Annotated in this window: 22 protein-coding genes; 1 reads left to right on the top strand and 21 read right to left on the bottom strand. The window is 40.5% G+C overall.

The genetic code is table 11. The annotated features are described in order from the left end of the window. Positions 1-10: 10 nt before the first annotated feature. The 9 genes from IGJ28_RS12190 to IGJ28_RS12230 form a co-directional block, all read right to left on the bottom strand. The gene (locus IGJ28_RS12190) at positions 11-313 is read right to left on the bottom strand and encodes a YlxQ-related RNA-binding protein (RefSeq protein ID WP_005471295.1); all 303 of its coding nucleotides are present in this window, start codon (positions 311-313) and stop codon (positions 11-13) included. Continuing rightward, the gene (rnpM, locus tag IGJ28_RS12195) at positions 306-602 is read right to left on the bottom strand and encodes an RNase P modulator RnpM (RefSeq protein WP_003126378.1); all 297 of its coding nucleotides are present in this window, start codon (positions 600-602) and stop codon (positions 306-308) included. Before rnpM ends, IGJ28_RS12190 begins: the two co-directional genes overlap by 8 nt. Positions 603-619: 17 nt before the next feature. Next, positions 620-1,816, bottom strand: a complete 1,197-nt coding sequence (gene nusA, locus IGJ28_RS12200; RefSeq protein WP_438845417.1) for a transcription termination factor NusA — start codon at positions 1,814-1,816, stop codon at positions 620-622. A gap of 21 nt (positions 1,817-1,837) precedes the next feature. Beyond that, on the bottom strand, positions 1,838-2,311 hold the full coding sequence (gene rimP, locus IGJ28_RS12205) for a ribosome maturation factor RimP (RefSeq protein WP_003126376.1): 474 nt from the start codon (positions 2,309-2,311) through the stop codon (positions 1,838-1,840). A 246-nt stretch (positions 2,312-2,557) separates the two neighbouring features. Further along, entirely contained in the window at positions 2,558-2,911 is a 354-nt protein-coding gene (locus IGJ28_RS12210) for a DUF2752 domain-containing protein (RefSeq protein WP_034704326.1), read from the bottom strand. Further along, complete coding sequence (locus IGJ28_RS12215; protein ID WP_003126374.1) at positions 2,896-3,312, bottom strand: DUF4234 domain-containing protein; 417 nt, start codon at positions 3,310-3,312, stop codon at positions 2,896-2,898. Before IGJ28_RS12215 ends, IGJ28_RS12210 begins: the two co-directional genes overlap by 16 nt. A gap of 307 nt (positions 3,313-3,619) precedes the next feature. Continuing rightward, the gene (thrS, locus tag IGJ28_RS12220) at positions 3,620-5,560 is read right to left on the bottom strand and encodes a threonine--tRNA ligase (protein WP_252711355.1); all 1,941 of its coding nucleotides are present in this window, start codon (positions 5,558-5,560) and stop codon (positions 3,620-3,622) included. A gap of 322 nt (positions 5,561-5,882) precedes the next feature. After that, entirely contained in the window at positions 5,883-6,059 is a 177-nt protein-coding gene (locus tag IGJ28_RS12225) for a 2-hydroxymuconate tautomerase (RefSeq protein ID WP_005471289.1), read from the bottom strand. Between the two features lie 125 nt (positions 6,060-6,184). After that, a complete protein-coding gene (locus IGJ28_RS12230; protein ID WP_252711356.1) occupies positions 6,185-7,048 on the bottom strand; it encodes an aminoglycoside 6-adenylyltransferase in 864 nt (287 codons plus the stop codon). Between the two features lie 136 nt (positions 7,049-7,184). Here IGJ28_RS12230 and helD point away from each other — a divergent pair, with 136 nt between their 5' ends. Continuing rightward, entirely contained in the window at positions 7,185-9,449 is a 2,265-nt protein-coding gene (helD, locus tag IGJ28_RS12235; RefSeq protein ID WP_252711357.1) for an RNA polymerase recycling motor HelD, read from the top strand. A gap of 153 nt (positions 9,450-9,602) precedes the next feature. On the opposite strand, the gene IGJ28_RS12240 is transcribed toward helD, so the two are convergent. From IGJ28_RS12240 to IGJ28_RS12295, 12 genes are all read right to left on the bottom strand, one after another. Continuing rightward, the gene (locus tag IGJ28_RS12240; RefSeq protein WP_081132191.1) at positions 9,603-10,262 is read right to left on the bottom strand and encodes a hypothetical protein; all 660 of its coding nucleotides are present in this window, start codon (positions 10,260-10,262) and stop codon (positions 9,603-9,605) included. Positions 10,263-10,424: 162 nt separating this feature from the next. Beyond that, entirely contained in the window at positions 10,425-11,150 is a 726-nt protein-coding gene (locus IGJ28_RS12245; protein ID WP_003126366.1) for a YebC/PmpR family DNA-binding transcriptional regulator, read from the bottom strand. An 80-nt stretch (positions 11,151-11,230) separates the two neighbouring features. Further along, positions 11,231-12,394, bottom strand: a complete 1,164-nt coding sequence (locus tag IGJ28_RS12250; RefSeq protein WP_252711358.1) for a nucleotidyltransferase — start codon at positions 12,392-12,394, stop codon at positions 11,231-11,233. Between the two features lie 68 nt (positions 12,395-12,462). After that, positions 12,463-13,194 carry a class I SAM-dependent DNA methyltransferase gene (locus tag IGJ28_RS12255; RefSeq protein ID WP_021149847.1) on the bottom strand — a complete coding sequence of 244 codons (732 nt, stop codon included), beginning with the start codon at positions 13,192-13,194 and terminating at the stop codon, positions 12,463-12,465. A 2-nt stretch (positions 13,195-13,196) separates the two neighbouring features. Further along, a complete protein-coding gene (rsfS, locus tag IGJ28_RS12260; RefSeq protein ID WP_071870132.1) occupies positions 13,197-13,538 on the bottom strand; it encodes a ribosome silencing factor in 342 nt (113 codons plus the stop codon). A gap of 27 nt (positions 13,539-13,565) precedes the next feature. Then, positions 13,566-14,150, bottom strand: coding sequence for a bis(5'-nucleosyl)-tetraphosphatase (symmetrical) YqeK (gene yqeK, locus IGJ28_RS12265; protein ID WP_081132189.1), 585 nt, complete (start codon positions 14,148-14,150; stop codon positions 13,566-13,568). Beyond that, positions 14,143-14,781 carry a nicotinate-nucleotide adenylyltransferase gene (locus tag IGJ28_RS12270; RefSeq protein ID WP_003126360.1) on the bottom strand — a complete coding sequence of 213 codons (639 nt, stop codon included), beginning with the start codon at positions 14,779-14,781 and terminating at the stop codon, positions 14,143-14,145. Before IGJ28_RS12270 ends, yqeK begins: the two co-directional genes overlap by 8 nt. A 12-nt stretch (positions 14,782-14,793) precedes the next feature. Then, positions 14,794-15,105 carry a ribosome assembly RNA-binding protein YhbY gene (gene yhbY, locus IGJ28_RS12275; protein WP_252711359.1) on the bottom strand — a complete coding sequence of 104 codons (312 nt, stop codon included), beginning with the start codon at positions 15,103-15,105 and terminating at the stop codon, positions 14,794-14,796. A gap of 16 nt (positions 15,106-15,121) precedes the next feature. Further along, positions 15,122-16,234 (bottom strand): ribosome biogenesis GTPase YqeH, encoded by a 1,113-nt coding sequence (yqeH, locus tag IGJ28_RS12280; protein ID WP_003126358.1) that lies wholly within the window; start codon positions 16,232-16,234, stop codon positions 15,122-15,124. Between the two features lie 2 nt (positions 16,235-16,236). Then, a complete protein-coding gene (locus IGJ28_RS12285; protein WP_003126357.1) occupies positions 16,237-16,761 on the bottom strand; it encodes a YqeG family HAD IIIA-type phosphatase in 525 nt (174 codons plus the stop codon). Positions 16,762-17,183: 422 nt separating this feature from the next. Next, complete coding sequence (locus IGJ28_RS12290; protein ID WP_301554791.1) at positions 17,184-17,915, bottom strand: amino acid ABC transporter ATP-binding protein; 732 nt, start codon at positions 17,913-17,915, stop codon at positions 17,184-17,186. Between the two features lie 11 nt (positions 17,916-17,926). Then, entirely contained in the window at positions 17,927-18,616 is a 690-nt protein-coding gene (locus IGJ28_RS12295; RefSeq protein WP_005471270.1) for an amino acid ABC transporter permease, read from the bottom strand. Positions 18,617-18,622: the final 6 nt, after the last annotated feature.

The following is an 18,622-nucleotide window of genomic DNA, read 5'->3' on the forward strand; positions in this document are numbered from 1 at the left end:
AATCACCTTCCTAACCTAATATTAATTCCTGCACCTTCTTTGCAAATCCTGCATCTAGAATGCCCACCACCATTCGCGGTTTGCCAATAGCTGAACTGATTTCATCGGCAGAAAATGTATCTAGGAGCGGAATTTCATAATAAGAACTTTTGTCCTTTATTTTCTTTTGTGTATTTTTACCAGCGTCACTAGCGACAAGTACGAGAGCTGCTCGTTGTTGACGAATCTCTTTTAACGTCATCTCTTCGCCAGTGATCAATTTCCCAGCACGCATGGCTAGTCCTAACATATTCAATGCTTTTTGTTTATTCATTTGCAAATAACTCTCTTCGGGCTTTTTGATGCGTCACATAGTCTAAGAGTTCTTGATAAAATTCATCTGACAATTTCGTCTCTAATACTCTATCCAAGATCCGCTTATCCCAAGCTAATTGCGCTTCCTCTGGTTCGATAGCGATGTACGCTCCTCGACCCGGCATCTTGCCGGATGGATCGATCGCAACGGTTCCTTCTTTCGAACGGGTGATGCGCAGCATTTCTTTTTTGGGAATCATTTCCCCTGAAACAACAGATTTTCGTAAAGGAATTTTTCGTTTTTTCATCGCGATCTCTCCTTGACTTATTTTTCGTCAAAATCCATGTTTTCGTAATCGTCTGCCGTCATATCAGAAGCAATGATCATTTCGTCGTAAGACTCATTATCTTCGATAGTGCTTTCTTGACTTTCAACAGCCTCGCCTTCATCGATATAGGCGCCTTCTTCTAATTTTGCATAAAATTCTTCCATGTCTGACTCCGATTTGATATCGATCTTAAAGCCAGTCAATTTCGCAGCCAAACGGGCATTTTGTCCTCGTTTACCAATGGCAAGCGATAGCTGATAATCAGGTACGACCACCGTACAAGCTTTCGGATTATCCACATCAAAAATAACATCAGTCACTTCTGCTGGATTCAATGCATTTGCAATAAATACCGCTGGATCATCATTCCACTCAACAATATCCATGTTCTCACCTTTTAATTCATTGACGATTGCTTGAACCCGTTGTCCCTTTGGACCAACACAAGTTCCGACAGGATCGACATTAGCATCAAATGAGCGCACAGCTACTTTAGAGCGGTCTCCTGCTTCTCTGGCAATGCTGACGATTTCAACTGTACCATCATAAACTTCCGGTACTTCTTGTTCAAATAAACGGCGTAATAAATCAGGATGACTACGGCTTACAAAAACTTGAGGCCCTTTCGAAGTATTTTCGACCCGAGAAACAAATACTTTGATCCGATCGTGAGGTTGATAGAATTCATTTGGCATTTGATCTTGTTTTGATAATACTGCTTCGATTTTTCCAAGGTTCACATAGATATAGCGATTGTCCTGACGTTCAACGATCCCTTGCAGGATATCTTTTTCATAGGCACTGAATTCATTGTAGATGATTGTCCGTTCTGCCTCGCGCACCCGTTGCAAAATGACCTGTTTTGCTGTTTGAGCAGCTATCCGGCCAAAATCTTTCGGGGTCACTTCGAAACGGATCTTATCGCCAATCTCGTAAGCAGGATTGATCGTCATGGCTTCTTTCAAAGACACTTCCAATTGAGAGTCCATTACTTCTTCGGTCACTTCTTTGACTGCATAAACGTGAATATTGCCTTTTTTCTGGTCAAATTCAACTTCTACATTTTGCGCTTGACCATAATGACGTTTGTACGCTGACACTAACGCGGCTTCCAATGCGTCAATGACGATCTCTTTTGAAATGCCTTTTTCTGCTTCCAATGCATCAAGTGCATTTAACATTTCTTTACTCATGATTCTTCCATTCCTCCGTGTTTAAAATTGGATTGCTAAACGAGCTTTGGCAATATTTTTCCGTTCGATCGTTAGTTCTTTTTCTCTTGTTTTGATTCGAATCTTAATGACTAGTTGTTCTTCATCAAAGGACTGCAAAAAGCCTTCAAATTGCTTTTCGCCTTCCACCGGCTGATACAAGGAAAGATGGATATATTCTCCAACTGCACGGTGATAGTCCTCTTCTTTTTTGAGGGGGCGTTCAGCACCAGGCGAGGATACCTCTAAGAAATAGGCTTGTGGGATCGGATCTGGATCACAGGCATCCAATTTATCACTCAGTTGTTCACTGACAAAGGCACATTCTTCAATATCGATTCCGCCCTCTTTGTCAATAAACACCCTTAGAAACCAGCTTTTTCCTTCCTTAACAAATTCTACCTCAACTAATTCAAAATTTTGCGCTTCCAGAATGGGGGTCACAATTGTTGTGACAGTTTCCACCACTGTACTCACACGACATCGCCTCCTTTATTTCTCAACGAAACGAACTTCATTCCATTAAAAAGAGTGAGCGAAAAAAACGCTCACTCACTCTAAGTATCATTACTATGTAAATATAACATAGTTTACTAACAAATTCAAGTATCCTAGCATTTTGTGGCTTTTTCTGAAAATTTTACATCCTATTTCTTAAGATTTCTTCCTTCAGAATACTTCCTTGTTCCCTCTATCTCAAAATAGGCAGCTGTCTTTCTTGATTCAAGCAATGAAGGCGACAAGCTTCGTGATGACTTGTGGAAGCAAAGCTTTCGGATCAAAGTCCATCGGCGCTTGATCAGGAAAAAAGTGCCACATGCGATAGCCATAAACGCCCAGAACAGCAATCATCAGTCCAAGCCAAAAGTAGCGATTTTGATTGATACGCTGAACCATGGGCTTTTTCCAGAAAATGACAAGTAGCACTAGCAAAGGAATGAGCCAAAAAAGTGGATGAAAATAAAAAGCGCCTTGTATGTCACCTTCAAAAAGATGCAAATAGGCGCGAGTCATTCCACATCCAGGGCAAGGAACCCCCGTCAGCAGTTTAAACGGACACATTAATAATCGGTCCAATCATCAGTGTCTTGAGTAACTGATTGGCTTGCAGAATCTGCAGACTCCCACACTTGATTCATATCCGATTGTAAAATGGCCATATTGATAATGTCCAAACCAAAAATCGCTAAGACAACAAACAACACTTTATTATCATTGATACGTGGAAATTTCGTTTTTTCCTGTGCAGTGATAAAAATGTCCGCGATTCGATACCACCAATAAATTTGGTACAACCCGCAAGTAATGATCGTCAACAACACAGACATGCCTGGGGTAAGGCGATAATCTTCACTATATTCTGTCAAATCTTGCGTGGTTTGGTATAGCCAGAAAAGTGAATAGATGCCGCAAGTAATAATAGTTAGTAAAATCACCATTAAAATGGACTTTTTCTTGGATTGATAATTTTGATACATCGGTTACTCCTTCTAAAAGATTGAATCTTTTTACTTTTCTTCCAATTATACACCAATCCAAAAAAGTAGAAAGTCCTTTTAAAGGAAATTTATTTCAATAATAATGAAAAAAAAGGATGTAATCTAAGCTTTTTAATAAACGAAACCTCTGAAGGACATTGGGGATGCTGTTAATCTCCAACTAGTCACCAGTAATAACGCCAGCTGGACAAACACTTTATTCCCACTGTCATTCGGATAGTCTCATTTTTTGCTTCTATTACAAACCTTTTATTACAATCCTTTTATTACAATCCTTTTAATTGATTTATGCGCGACTATAATTTTTTACTTCTGCTGCCATTGCATCAACAAAGATATTTAGTTCTTCAACGTTCGTTTCTTTGCTGCCGTAACGACGAATATTGACAGTTGCATCTTTGACTTCTTGATCTCCGACAACTAACTGATAAGGAATTTTTTGCATTTGTGATGCGCGAATTTTGTAGCCCATTTTTTCATTGCGATCGTCCACTTCCACACGTAAACCTTGTGATTGAAGACGTTCTTTGATCTCATAAGCATAATCGCTGTGTGCATCGACTGAAACAGGAATGATCGTTGCTTGGATCGGTGCCAACCAAGTTGGAAATGCGCCTTTGTAAACTTCTGTTAAGTAGGCAACGAAACGTTCCATTGTTGAAACGATCCCGCGATGGATCACGACGGGACGATGTGTATTTTCACCATCTTCACCAACATAAGTTAAGTCGAAACGTTCTGGTAATAAGAAATCTAATTGGATCGTGGAAAGCGTTTCTTCCATGCCCAAAGCAGTTTTTACTTGAACGTCTAATTTTGGACCATAGAACGCTGCTTCCCCTTCTGCTTCGAAATAATCCAAATTCAATTCATCCATCGCTGCTTTCAGCATGGTTTGGGCATTTTCCCACATCGCATCATCATCAAAGTATTTATCTTTGTTTTCTGGATCACGATAGCTTAAACGGAAGCGGTAATCTGTTACATTGAAATCTTTATAGACTTCAACCATCAAATCCAAAGTCCGTTTGAATTCATCTTTGATTTGATCAGGACGAACAAATGTATGTCCATCATTTAGAGTCATTTCCCGAACCCGTTGCAACCCAGAAAGAGCGCCAGATTTTTCGTAACGGTGCATCATCCCTAATTCAGCGATTCGAATCGGCAATTCACGATAAGAGTGAATATCGTTTTTGTAGACCATCATATGATGGGGGCAATTCATTGGACGAAGAACGAGCATTTCCCCATCTCCCATGTCCATTGGCGGAAACATATCTTCATGATAATGATCCCAGTGTCCTGAAGTCTTATAAAGATCAACATTGGCCATGATTGGTGTATAAACGTGTTGGTAACCCAAGCTTACTTCCTTGTCCACGATGTAGCGTTCAATGGTACGACGAATGGTTGCACCTTTTGGCAACCAAAATGGTAGACCAGCACCAACTTCTGGAGAGAGCATGAATAAGTCTAACTCTTTCCCTAGCTTGCGGTGATCCCGCTCTTTGGCTTCTTCTCGTAAACGAATGAATTCTTTCAACTCTTTTTTGTCAAAGAACGCTGTTCCATAGACCCGTTGCATCATTTGGTTATTTGAATTTCCACGCCAGTAAGCTCCTGCCACAGATAAAAGTTTGAACACTTGAATCCGTCCTGTTGATGGCACGTGAGGCCCGCGGCATAGATCAACAAACTCTCCTTGTTGATAGGCAGTAATCGTTTCATCTTCTGGTAGTTCACTGATCAATTCTACTTTATATGGATCTTCAGCAAATAGTTCTAAAGCTTCTTTTTTCGATAATACACGACGTTCGATCGGTAGATTTTCTTTCACGATTTTCATCATTTCTGCTTCAATTGCTGGTAAATCTTCGGCAGTTACAGGGCTTTCTCCATTATCTGTATCATAATAGAATCCTGTATCGATAGCTGGTCCCACGCCAAAATGAATGTTTGGATAAAGGCGACGCATCGCCTGAGCCATTAAGTGAGCTGCTGAATGGCGAACCAAGCCTAAAGCATCCTCATGATCCGGTGTGACGATTTCGATTTGTGCATCCTCTTCAATCCCTCGATCAAGATCAATCAACTGACCATTGACCTTTCCTGCTAAGGCTTTTTTCGCTAAACTTTTAGAGATTCCTTCAGCAATTTCTTTTGTTGTGATGCCAACTACAAATTCTTTTTTCGCCCCATCTGGGAATGTAATTGTTAGTGTCATTTGTTTTCCCCCTACTGATTTATTTGATCAATGAATGATTCGAACCAAAAAAAGTCCTAGTATCAGATAACGATACTAGGACGAAGATTTCGTGGTTCCACCTAATTTCAAATACAACAACGCTGTATTTCTTTGACGGGATAACGGTACGACCGCCTTTGTTTCAACAAAGGTTTGAAAAAGTGGTCATCCATTGGTTTTCTTCCAGGAAATTTTCAGCCGTGATTTCCCTCTCTTATCGAAGACTCTCAAATTCAGGTGTCTTTTTCATCAATCAATTATGGCTTCATTTAACCACTATCTGCTTAAAAAATCAAGTAAATTATTTCCAATCACCATTAACTGCATACTGTCCTTTTTTCATCTCGTTGATAATGACATGAATATGTTCTTTAGGTGCCCCAGTATTTTTGTGGACTGCTTCAGTGATTTCTTTCATCATATTGGTCAATTGTTCTTGCGATCGGCCTTCTACTAATTCTACATGAATAAATGGCATAGTCATCACTCCTCTGTTCATTAGTATACGCTTCTTAATTATGCTCTGCAATAACCTGCTCTATTATCGAATGACTGTCCCTTATCAAGAATAAGCGTTTCTGACAATCTAAAGATTCTTCCATTTCATTTGGCTAGATCTTCACGCCATTTTCTCGAATGCCATTTTTGAACATACTTCATCACCTTACTGGCTTCCTCTTCATGGTACAAAAATTGATGTTGTCTGCTTACATAACGAGCAATCTCATCAAATAGTTGAACGATTTTCCATAATGATTCGCCGCAAGTTTCAATAGATGAAAAACAAAGTGCCGTCAACCGCTCATACTCTTCTTCTGATAAATAACTTTGAAGATATTTATGGCTCTTTCCGGTACTGAGACAATAGTCTGCTTGATGCGCTAGATACCAGTCATATTGCCGAAGCAACTCTTGCCAGCAAATTTGGTACAAATGGTCGGCGGCATAGAAAAGCTGATTTCTGACAAGCCCTTTGACGACATAAATCGCTACCCACCAAAATTCGTTACAACTGTCATGAAACGCTTTTTCTGTCGGTGGTTTAATCCAAAAGATAGAGGCATCAGGAACTGTCATTCCCTGCAGAAGTTCTTTTGGATCATAGAGACGCTCAAGAAAGGGTTCAGCTTGCAACAAATGGATCAATTCAACCGGGCAAAGCATCAAGTCTATGCGATTGCCATCTTCAAAATGCATCAAGAATGTAAAACGTCCTCCCAAAGAGGGTTGCGAAAGCACAGAACTTTCTGGAGTCTGCATGATCATGATCTGTCCGAATTCTTCCAGCCAGCTAGGTTCTGCTATTAGTTCTTGCATATTGTCAACAATATAAACGATATCATAATCTTGAAACCGATCGCTTATTGCATCAGGTTCTCGCCGGGACCCAGAGATTGCGATTGCTTGGACACCTATTTTTTGACCAACTCGTAAAATCACTGCTAGCATTTCAGCTTCATTCCGCACAGGTATCCTCCCTTTCTTTGATCCAATTGATCTCAAAAGCATACTTAAATTTTACCATAGAACGATTTTTCAGACGACATTTGCAAAGATTATATGCTATAATTTTATGTCGCAATTTTTTTAAGGAGGATTCCTTGTGAACGAACGTCAAAAAGAACAACTACATGTCGATGATATGATCGCATTGATTCGAAGAGAACAAATGGTCTTAGCGCAGCAAAAAGCGGACTTGGCTACAAAAATGGAGGATCAGTTAAAAGAGATTTCCGAAAAGAAGATTCGTGGTGGTGACAGCGAAGCTTTTTACGAATCTGTTGTTGAATATCAGCAACACGAGCAAGAATTGCTGTTAAAATATCGAACAGCGGAATCTCAAGAGAAAAGGGTCAAAACATTGGAAACAATGGCTAGCAATCCTTATTTTGCCAGAATTGATTTTCAGGAAGAACAAGAAAAAGAAACACTTTATCTAGGGATCGCCTCTTTAAGGGATCAGCAAGAAGAAACAATTGTCATCGATTGGCGGGCACCTATCGCAAATTTATATTACGAAGGAGAATTAGGCGAAACGTTTTATGAAACAGAAACCGATCGCTTTACAGTTGAGTTGTTGCTGAAGCGTCAATTCAAAATTCAAGAAGGCCAGATTTTGTCTATGGTGGACACGTCAGAAATCATCAATGATGAGTTTTTGCTGGAGATTTTAGACGAAGCCTCTTCTTCTCAAATGAAAAATATTGTCTCAACGATCCAAAAAGCACAAAATCAGATCATTCGTGATACTACTAGCAAGTTCATGCTGATTGAAGGAATTGCCGGCAGTGGTAAAACATCGGCACTGTTGCAACGGGTGGCGTTCTTGCTTTATCGCAACCGCAAATGGCTGGATGAAGAACAAGTCTTGCTTTTCTCTCCCAATCATTTATTTTCTGATTATATTTCAATGGTCTTGCCTTCTCTTGGGGAAAGTGAAGTGCCAACACGTACGTTCCACCATTTCATCCAAAGAGCTCTGCCCAATTTCCAAATCACAAAAGAAACACAGCTAGAAGAAACTTTCTTATCAGGAGCAGACGATCGGATTGAAAAGATCAAAAGCAGTCTGAAACTTGTCAAATTGATTCAACGATACGTACAGAAGATTTCTGCGATCGGTCCGTTATTTCGTGATTTAAAAATTCAAGGACAGACATACATTACGAAAGAACAAATCCGTCGTTGGTATCAAGAAACAAATCAAGAGCTTCCTTTGTATCAACGGAGTCAATTATTACAAACAAAATTACTGAAAAAAATCGGTGGTCTTGAAAAAGATGAGGCCAAAAAAGATTGGGTCAAAGAAGCAACCGAAGAGCAGTTGCAGCAACATTTTGCCAAAGATCCTTATCAGGAGTACACCGAAGAAAATGAACGCCGATTGCGTAAGCAAATCCGGCAGCAAATCGTTAAGAAAAAATTCCGCTCACTAACTCGTGGTGTCAAACAATACCAGTTTATCAACCAAACCAAGCAGTATTTACATTTCTTACAGGCAGTTCCTAAGACGTTGTTAGACGATCAAGCGATCCGTGACGAAGATTGGCAACAACATCTCCGACTTCTGCGAGAAGGTCTGCGGCAACGCCAATTGACCCAAGAAGATGCCGTGCTATTCTTTTTGCTGATCAAACAACTTTACCCAATCTATGTGGATGAAAAAGCACGGTTTATTTTCATTGATGAGATGCAGGATTTTCCGCCTGCTCAAGTGGCTCTCTTACGTCAATTATATCCTAAAGCCGGAATTACTTTATGTGGTGATTTAAATCAAAAGGTCTACGGTAATGAAACGATCGTTGGTTCGTTGGAAGAGTTGTTTCCTGCTGACAGCGTGACTCGGTATCAATTAAAAACCAGCTATCGTTCAACGAAAGAAATCACGGATTTTGCCAACCAATTCTTAACTGGTTCCGATCAAGTTGAATTGACAGCACGCGAAGGGGCTCTCCCTCAAGTCATTCAAACCGAGAACGAAACAGTTGGTCTGGACTACTTGCAGCAAGCATTAACCAAATCACAGTCACACTGGCGCACAGCTATCATCTGTAAGACAGCTGCCGACTGCCGAGCGCTTTATGCCCAGCTCTCTGAAGAGATGCAGGATCAAGTTCAATTAATTACTTCAGAGGAAGATTTTATGAAACGTAAAATCATGATTTTTCCAGCCTTTTTAGCTAAAGGGTTGGAATTTGATCAAGTATTCTTATGGACGTATGGGACTTCTTTTGTGACGGAGCAAGATCAATTGATCTTCTATACCATGGCGACCCGTGCCATGCACCAATTGATTGTTTTGCAAAATAACACCAATCAATTGCTAGAGAAAGCTGATCCCGCAACCTACGCATTACAATTGCTTTAAGGAAAGCGATTGATACATCAAAAAAACGAGAGCAAGCGGACAATCCCTTGCTCTCGTTTTTGCTTAGCGATAAATGATCAATCAAACAATATTCTTCTCGACAAAAGCCTTGTTTGATCGGTATTTGTTTTGTCATTTTTTTACAGGGTTCGATCACCCCTTCAATTCACCGATAAAGAGTCTCGTTTCTGGATATTTCATCGCGACAATCGTCAAAATCATCTGAAGTTCTGAAACATTTTCTTCATTGTCAGGATCAAAGATTTTACTATGTTTTCCAATACTGCCATTGTCGATCAATCGATAGATCCGGTTCCATTCCATAAATTGTTCGACATCTGTAAAGTGACTGAGGGGAAAACCAGAACCATCTAGAATTTCTGTTAAACGAAAAGCAATATAAGAACTGTCGATCACATATTCCCTTTCAGGATCAATTTGACTACTTTTCTGAAAATCAATGATTGCTTTTTCTGGACGATGATGCAGCAGCCACTCTAACAACAAGAAAAAGCCTTCCATCCGATAATTGTCCAAAAATAAGCGTTGGGACGCTTCTGATACTCGAAAAACCAGCGGGATCAAAAAATTCCGTTTATAAATCAGTAAAGGCGCACGATCTACCGTCACATTCAAGTAACGATTCAAATAGGTGGCTCCACGAAAGCCGCCCAAACGGTATCCCTCTACACCGTATTTTTTGTATTTGCGGCACAGTGCAGAACAATCAGAAACTGAGACAGATACTTCTGCTAATTTATCGTATCCGCTTAAAATCCGATCAAAAGGCTCTAAAACGATTTTTTCTTCCAACTCTGCCGCTCCCTTCTTGCTCATACTGCTAATTACTTAAATAATAACATAAAAAAAGCGATTAAACCAAAAGAAATACCCCTTTGTTTTTTGAAAACGATAAAAATGAAAGTAAAAAAACACCCCCGAAAGCACAGATAAACTTTCAAGGATGTCTTACTTTTATTCTTCTTCGCTGTCTGCTACATTATGATAAACGTTTTGGACATCTTCTAAGTCTTCTAATGCATCAATCATTTTTTCAAATTTTTCAAGATCTTCTCCAGTCAAAGTGACTTCATTTTGAGGAATCATCTGCATCTCAGCAATTGAAAACTCAGTAATTCCTTTTTCTTTTAAAGCTTCTTGAATCACATGAAAATCACTAGGTTCTCCATGGACGATGATTTGACCATCTTCTTCAAGAACATCGCGCACGTCGATGTCTTTTTCCATCAAGTATTCTAAGATGTCATCTGCATCCGTACCAGAAAAACCAAATAATGCCGTATTATCAAACATGTAAGCAACCGCGCCAGAAACACCCATGTTTCCGCCATTTTTACCAAAAGCTGCTCGTACGTCTGCTGCTGTACGGTTAACATTATTCGTCAATGTATCGACGATAACCATTGAACCATTTGGTCCGAACCCTTCATAACGCAATTCGGAGTATTGTTCATCCCCTGAACCTTTTGCTTTCTCAATTGCTCGGTCAATGATGTGTTTTGGTACATTGTATGTTTTTGCACGTTCAATAACAAAGCGCAATTTTTGGTTCGCATGAGGATCAGGATCACCTGATTTTGCTGCCGCGTAGATTTCGATTCCAAATTTTGCATAAACTCGGCTATTGTTTGCATCCTTAGCAGTTTTCTTTGCTACGATATTTGCCCATTTACGACCCATAATTTCACTTCGCTTTCTTTATAATCAAAATTCCTTAATCATTATACTTGTGATTTCCTGTTCTGTGAAGTAATTTCAGTTCAATTCTTTAGAAAAATAGGGGAACGGCCAAAATTTTGTTCTACAATCTGTGGTGATGCCAACTGATAGATTTGATCTACCCGTAAAGAATACCCAAAACGCTCGCTTTCCTTTTTGCCAAATTTAGAAATGAGCGGCAGGTCTGTCTTCTTTTTAACTTGCTTTAAATAAGTTTGACCTGCTGTTGTAAACCCCAAAATACGAATCCCGGTATTCTTTTGCGCTTGTTGGACTTCTTCACTGGTTGCTTGAAACAATAGATAACACATCAACCGCTGAAGTCTAGTTCTAGTATACCGTTTTGTTTTCAGAAGTGCCATAAATTCCGCAAAAGAAGTGGCGTGTAAACAATCTTTGATCCGATATTCTAATCCTTCGGTCACTTGATACCGGGTTCGCAATTGTTCAAGAGGGGTTGCGATAAGTTGGTACTGCAACAATGGCCAAAAAAACTCCCAATCAATCGTTTGGTCTAATAAATCATTTCTTACACTTTCAGGAACGTACCCTTTAATCTCTTGACCTGCCTTCACAGCTTTGCGAATAGCCGTCGCACTGGCAATCATCCCACCAGACAATTCTTGCGAGTGATAGGCCGCTTGTTTCCTTGAAATCGGAAACAGTTTCATTGGTGATGGATACTGACACGTTTCACGAGCATAGCGCATGCCCAATATGTGATTAGGCAAATGAGCCTCTGCCAAAAAGTCTGGATAGACTGCTGCAAAAGCCGCATGCATTTTTTGTGTATAGGTTTGGTTCTCAGAAGCATTCTCTTGAAAAAACTGGTCGATGACTTCTTGATTGTTTTGCTCAAAATGCGCAAATGCTTCATAATCAAACGGTTCGGGAGCGTCCGTTCCAAAACATAAAAAGGAGCAATCCAATGATTGCAGAATTCTAATTGCTCCTTTTGCAAAGAAATCAGCTGATTGAACTGACCAAGCCGGCGGTAATTCTACAATTAGATCCACGCCATTTTCGAGTGCAGCTCGAGCACGCTGCCATTTGTCAACGATTGCCGGTTCTCCTCGCTGCAAAAAGTTGCCACTCATCACCGCCACAACAACATCCGCTCCGGATGCTTTTCTAGCTTGCTGGACATGAAATTCATGGCCATTATGAAAAGGATTATACTCTACAACAATACCGCATGCTTGCATTTCTCCACTCCTTTCTCCCATCAGCAAAAAAATTTAAGTTCTTTTTAATCTAAAAAAACCGCAAACAATCAAAGCTTGCGGCAGACAAAGAACCAACGACGGCTCTTTTCATTTGGCGGACTATCAATAAAGTCTGCATACATTTCGATTTCAGAGAAGCCAGCATTTTCTAACATCCGCTGATAACTTTCAAGCGAATAGGTGCGTTCTCGGTGTAGTTCATCCATTCGTTGGAAAGTTCCATCCTCATTTTGCACAAAAAAAGTCAAAAAATGTTCAATGCTGTGAGGAACTTCTCCTTGGTAACTTTCCCAGAGAAAGGCAAACTCATCTGTTTGATAGTGGTAGCTGTAATCAGGGAATACTTCATCGATCTGGTACGTTGAGTGTACATCGAACATAAATACCCCATCGTCACGCAAACTGTTATAAACCCCATCGAAAACTTGCTGGACACTTTGCTCATCTTCCATATAACAGATTGAGTCAGAGTAACAAGTGATCGCTTCGTAGGTTCCCACATCTGTCAGATCCAGCATGTCCCCTTCTACCAATTGGATGGGCGTATCCTCTTGTTCCGCCCGCTGACTGGCGATCATCAACATTTCTTCTGAAAGGTCTAAGCCGGTTACATCAAAACCCGCTTTTGCGAATTCTACTGCTAATGCACCTGTTCCGCAGGCTAGTTCCATAATTTGTTTTTTTTCACCTAAATGACGGCAAGAAAAATCCAGCCACTTTTGATAGAGACTGGAATCCATTACTTCGTCATAGACAAAAGCAAATGTTTCGTAGGCCATTATTAAGCCACGACCCATTCGTTCAGATCAACAAGCGGTGCATCTGACCATAATTTTTCTAAATTATAAAACGCACGTTCTGAAGCGTTGAAAACGTGAACGATGACATCACCAAGATCAATCAAGACCCATTTACCACCATCTTTTCCTTCAACACGGCGAACCTCCACTTGGTTTTCTTCTTCTTTGTCAAGAACTTCATCAATGATGGCATTGATTTGTCTTTCACTGTTCCCTGAACAAATCACAAAGTAATCGGCTAATAATGAAATTTCACGAACGTCTAATGCCATAATATCTTCGGCATGTTTTGAATCTGCTGCTTTAACAGCAATTTCTAAAATTCTCTGGCTATCTATGGTAATTCCCTCCTAATGGTTTGCGACCCAATGATTGTATGTTTCAATCGTCTTGGGATAAATTGGTGCTTCCTTTTCAATCAAATAAAGCAATGTATGTTTCGTTTCGTAAGCTACTGCAGCGTCAAGATCAATCATAGCTAATTCACGGGCTTCTTTCACACCAGGAAATGATCGACCAGGTTCGATATAATCGGCAACGTAAATGATCTTATCCAACAAACTCATTTCTGCAGCGCCAGTCGTATGGATACGAATGGCTTGTAGGATCTCTTCGTCATCGATGCCTAACTCTCGCTGAACAAAATCGGCTCCCACAATACCATGCCAAATAGCATTGCTCCAATTGAGCAAATCCAGATCAAAACCATCTCGCCGAATGACAAGCTGGAATTCTTCATCTGGACGCTCTTTGGCATAATCATGAGTCAGCGCAGCGATACTGGCTTTTTCCGGTGAAGCACCGAATTTTTCAGCCAATGCGACAGCCGTTTTTTCTACCCCTAGTACATGCTGAAATCGTTTTTGGCTCATATGCATTTGTACTTCCTGCATCAATAATTCGCGTTCAGCAGGCGTATACTGTTGGCTATTCATCCAGATACAGCCCCTTTTCTTGAATATAGTTTAACACATTTTCCGGCAATAAGTAGCGAATCGAGCATCCTTGTTGCACTTTCTTACGAATTATTGTGGAGCTGATATCCATCAAAGGCACATCGATCCAAATGATCGGATAGGGTGTTTCAACGGGATAGCTAGGACGACGAACCCCGACGAAGGTGACCAACTCCATCAATTCATCAATCCGATGCCACTTCGGCAAGTATTGTACCATGTCGCCGCCAATAATAAAGTAATAACTTGTATCAGGGTTCTTTTCAGTCAGTTCCTTCATTGTATCAAAAGTATAGCTTTTCCCTTTGCGTTTCAATTCAATGTCTTCAATCGCAAATCGGGGATTATCCGCAATCGCTAACTGTAACATTGCCAGTCGGTGAGCAGCCGGGATCGTCTTTTTTTCATCGACATGCGGCGGAAGATACTCAGGCATAAAATAGACTTTATCCAAGCCCAAAGCTTGCCCAACTTCTTCACCCATGACCAAGTGGGTATAGTGAACGGGGTTGAAATTCCCCCCCAGTATGCCCACTTGTTTTTTAGGCGCTTGATAAGCCGCTTCTGTTGTATATAAGGTCTGAACTTTGCCAAACGAATTTCCTTGCATGTCAAATCACTCCTATAATGAACGTACGTTTACAGAGATTTTTTGATATTTTTCTTTTGTAGATGGTTTGAATAACACAATCACGCGTCCAATGATTTGAACAACCTCGCATTGAATCGCTTCACTGATTGCTGTAGCAGCGTCCTCCGCCACTTCGTCGGTATTTTGCAATAAAGATACCTTGATCAATTCTCTTTTTTCTAGCGCTTCTTCGATTTGATTGATCATTGCCTCATTCAACCCGCCTTTGCCAATCTGAAAAATCGGTGTTAAATGATGCGCTTCACTGCGTAAAAACCGCTTTTGTTTTCCTCGTAATTCCATGTTCTGCCTTCTTCCTTTAAATTAATGCTTTCCGTTTGATCACATCAACGCCTTTGGGTGCCCAACCAGCAACAACTCCTGGTTTTGTGACTGTGATCCATCCTAAACCTGCAAAAACAATATCTGTTTTTTCTTTGATCGAAAATTCAAAGCGAACTAACTCCGGAAAATCAGCTAACTCATCAGGACGAGGCGGTTGTAAAAGACCACCAACATGTTTTTGATAAAAAGCATCAGCTTTTTCTAACTTCGTGCGATGCAGTACCACATCATTTGCTACATAAGCAATGAATGAGCTGCGCTCTCCTTGAATAAAGTCAAAACGTGCCACTCCTCCGAAAAAGAGTGTTTGGCCAGCATTCAATTGGTAGCTTTTCGGTTTGATTTCCTTATTCGGCGCCACGATTTTTAAATCTTTCTTTCCAAGGTAATGAGCCATCTGATGTCGGTGGATGATCCCTGGAGTGTCGATCAAAAAGTGACCGTCGTCGAGAGGAATTTCGATTTTATCAAGGGTTGTCCCTGGAAAACGAGAAGTAGTAATCAATTCTTGGACTCCAGCCGTCTGTTTGATGATTTGATTGATCAATGTCGACTTACCAACATTCGTAACACCTACCACATAGACATCTCGACCTTCTCGATAATGATCGATCGCCTGTAACAATTCAGTCATTTCGGCGGCTTTTTTTGCACTTGTCAATAAAACATCGATTGGACGCAGCCCTGCTTCATGGGCACGCTCTCTCATCCATTGGGTCATTTTTGATTTCTTCAATGACTTTGGCAAGATATCCACTTTATTGCCCACTAGCAACACAGGATTGTCTCCCACAAAACGATGAAGTCCTGGAATCAACGAACCGTTAAAATCAAAGATATCCACTACATTTACGATTAATGCATCTTTTTGACCGAGTTCGTTCAGTAAACGCAGAAAATCATCGTCTGTCAGCGAGACATCTTGGATTTCATTGTAATGTCGCAAGCGGAAACAGCGTTGGCAATAGACTTCTCCGGTTTCTAACCCTTTCTCTAATGCAGAGAGCGGTGTATAACCAAGCTCTGTTGGATTTTCTGTCTGGATCAGCGCGCCACAGCCAATACAATGAATCATTTCTTCATTCATTATCAAATTCCACCTCGCCATTTCATTTCTGGATTGTGTTTCAATAAATACTTCATAATTCTTCGCTCCAGCAAACGGTTGAATTGTGTTTTCCATGAATCCGTATTAATGATCGGCTTCACTAAGATACTACGGACCCCTGCTCGATTAGCACCTTGAATGTCGGTCATGATTTGATCACCGATCATCACAACATCTTCTTTTTGCAAGCCGAGTTGGCGGTATCCTTGCTTGATGCCACGAGAAAAAGGTTTCAATGCTCGATGGACGTATTGCAAACCAAAGGGCGCCACTGCCCGTGCGACCCGTTCACTATTATTGTTTGAAACGACAATCACCGGGATTCCCGCATTCTTCATTTCTAACAACCAATTTTTTAGCTCTTCACTACCGTCAGGGTCATTCCAAGCAATCAGGGTATTATCAAGGTCAGTTAGAACAGCTTTGATGCCTTGCTTCTTAAGTTGATGGGGAGTGATCTGATAGATGGCATCGACCATCCAAGTCGGTTTAAATTTTGAAAACATAGATTCTCCTTGATTCTTTTATTCATGTGACAAAAATAGTCAATTTGTTGACACGTCTAGATAAAAACAGCTTGTCAGCTGACAAGTCGTCAATCAGTCCCCACAGGGTCACTGATGATTATTTAAAGGCATCCTACTTATAATGCTACTTTCAACCTGTAATTATACAATAGAATCGTGTGAAATACTAGACTGAGCTACAACTCTCAGCAATAGATTTTCATCTAGTTGAAAAAAGCAACGGATCATCCACTGCTACTTTCTTTAAAAAATAAAAAAGCCGAACGATCAGAGGAGTGAGCAATCAATGCAGATTACTTCTGCAGCTTCCTTCCTCAAGAATCGTTCAGACAATTCATTGTTTTTCATCTTGACCGATATGAACGCACATCACACTAACCAACTTCATGGTCTAAAAAAGATCATAAGACTTTTGCCAGAAAATCGATTGTCCGCGGATTTTGCGGTGCATCAAATATTTGAGCAGGAGTCCCCTCTTCCATAATGACCCCTTGGTCCATGAAAAGAACGCGGTCGCCAACCTCTTTGGCAAATCCCATTTCATGGGTAACGATCACCATCGTCATCCCTTCTTGAGCCAAACGCTGCATGACACTCAATACCTCACCGACCATTTCCGGGTCTAACGCCGATGTCGGTTCGTCAAACAACATCACTTCTGGCTGCATCGCCAATGCGCGAGCAATAGCGATCCGTTGCATTTGTCCTCCGGATAAGCTTTGGGGATAAGCTTTTGCTTTATCCGGCAACCCTACGTCAGTCAACAGTTTCTCTCCGATTTTCCGAGCGTCTTCTTTAGACATTTTTTTTACTTTGATTGGCGACAATGTAATATTATCCATTACTGTCAGATTGGGGAAGAGGTTAAAGTTTTGAAAAACCATGCCTAATTTTTCCCGCATTTGATAAATATCATTTTTTTTGTCAGTAATGTCCGTCCCTTTAAAGTAAATATTGCCGCTTGTTGGTTCTTCTAACAAATTCAAGCAGCGTAAAAAAGTACTCTTTCCCGATCCGGAAGGTCCAATCACAACAACGACCTCACCTTTTTTGATTTCAGTATTGATACCTTTAAGCACCTGATTTGTTCCAAATGTTTTGTGTAAATTCTTTACTTCGATCATTGTATCCATCTTTTTTCCTCCTATCGCCGGTAACCTTTGCCGAGTTTTTTCTCCCATAGATTCAACAAGCGGGAGGTGGTAAACGTTAAAATAAAGTAAATTACAGCGGCAACATATAAAGGAGTTAATGGCTGATACGAACTTGTCACAACAATTTGTGCGCTATTCATCAATTCGTAGATACCGATAGTAGATAACAAAGAAGAGTCTTTGATCAAAACAATAAACTCGTTTCCTAGAGGAGGCAAGATATTACGCAAAGCTTGAGGTAAAATAACATACCGCATCGCTTGTGCAGGACGCAATCCTAGCGAACCAGCTGCTTCTGATTGACCAAAATCGACTGCATTGATACCACCACGAACGATTTCAGCAACGTAAGCCCCTGAGTTCAATGAAAGGGCGATAATCCCTGGAAATAGTCGTCCAAAGTCAAGATTCAACACACCAAACGAAATCGTCGGCAGTGAGAATAGCCCCTGCAATAAACCAAATGCAATCAATATCTGAACCAGCATCGGTGTTCCCCGTAACACTTCGATATACGTATTAGCGATCCAGCGTAATGGTTTTACTTTTGATAACTTCATCAATGCAAAGGTGATTCCGAGGATGGTGCCTAGGATCACTGTAATAATGGAGATGACAATCGTAATCAATACCCCTGAGATAAAGTAAGGATAATAAGTCGACAAGAAGGAAAAATCCATAAATTT

It is taken from the genome of Enterococcus sp. AZ091, assembly GCF_051714805.1.
Lineage (GTDB): Bacteria > Bacillota > Bacilli > Lactobacillales > Enterococcaceae > Enterococcus_D > Enterococcus_D gallinarum.

What these genes read in the sequence shown, in the direction of transcription:
- IGJ28_RS12285 (WP_003126357.1), bottom strand. Translation starts at nt 16,761, where the DNA reads ATGTTTTCAAAATTTAAACCGACTTGGATGGTCGATGCCATCTATCAG.
- thrS (WP_252711355.1), bottom strand. Translation starts at nt 5,560, where the DNA reads ATGACACTAACAATTACATTCCCAGATGGGGCGAAAAAAGAATTTGTA.
- IGJ28_RS12215 (WP_003126374.1), bottom strand. Translation starts at nt 3,312, where the DNA reads ATGTATCAAAATTATCAATCCAAGAAAAAGTCCATTTTAATGGTGATT.
- IGJ28_RS12255 (WP_021149847.1), bottom strand. Translation starts at nt 13,194, where the DNA reads ATGGCCTACGAAACATTTGCTTTTGTCTATGACGAAGTAATGGATTCC.
- nusA (WP_438845417.1), bottom strand. Translation starts at nt 1,816, where the DNA reads ATGAGTAAAGAAATGTTAAATGCACTTGATGCATTGGAAGCAGAAAAA.
- IGJ28_RS12190 (WP_005471295.1), bottom strand. Translation starts at nt 313, where the DNA reads ATGAATAAACAAAAAGCATTGAATATGTTAGGACTAGCCATGCGTGCT.
- yhbY (WP_252711359.1), bottom strand. Translation starts at nt 15,105, where the DNA reads ATGGAATTACGAGGAAAACAAAAGCGGTTTTTACGCAGTGAAGCGCAT.
- rnpM (WP_003126378.1), bottom strand. Translation starts at nt 602, where the DNA reads ATGAAAAAACGAAAAATTCCTTTACGAAAATCTGTTGTTTCAGGGGAA.
- IGJ28_RS12295 (WP_005471270.1), bottom strand. Translation starts at nt 18,616, where the DNA reads ATGGATTTTTCCTTCTTGTCGACTTATTATCCTTACTTTATCTCAGGG.
- IGJ28_RS12290 (WP_301554791.1), bottom strand. Translation starts at nt 17,915, where the DNA reads ATGGATACAATGATCGAAGTAAAGAATTTACACAAAACATTTGGAACA.
- yqeK (WP_081132189.1), bottom strand. Translation starts at nt 14,150, where the DNA reads ATGAATAGCCAACAGTATACGCCTGCTGAACGCGAATTATTGATGCAG.
- IGJ28_RS12270 (WP_003126360.1), bottom strand. Translation starts at nt 14,781, where the DNA reads ATGCAAGGAAATTCGTTTGGCAAAGTTCAGACCTTATATACAACAGAA.
- yqeH (WP_003126358.1), bottom strand. Translation starts at nt 16,234, where the DNA reads ATGAATGAAGAAATGATTCATTGTATTGGCTGTGGCGCGCTGATCCAG.
- IGJ28_RS12245 (WP_003126366.1), bottom strand. Translation starts at nt 11,150, where the DNA reads ATGGGTCGTAAATGGGCAAATATCGTAGCAAAGAAAACTGCTAAGGAT.
- IGJ28_RS12250 (WP_252711358.1), bottom strand. Translation starts at nt 12,394, where the DNA reads ATGCAAGCATGCGGTATTGTTGTAGAGTATAATCCTTTTCATAATGGC.
- IGJ28_RS12225 (WP_005471289.1), bottom strand. Translation starts at nt 6,059, where the DNA reads ATGCCATTTATTCATGTAGAATTAGTAGAAGGCCGATCGCAAGAACAA.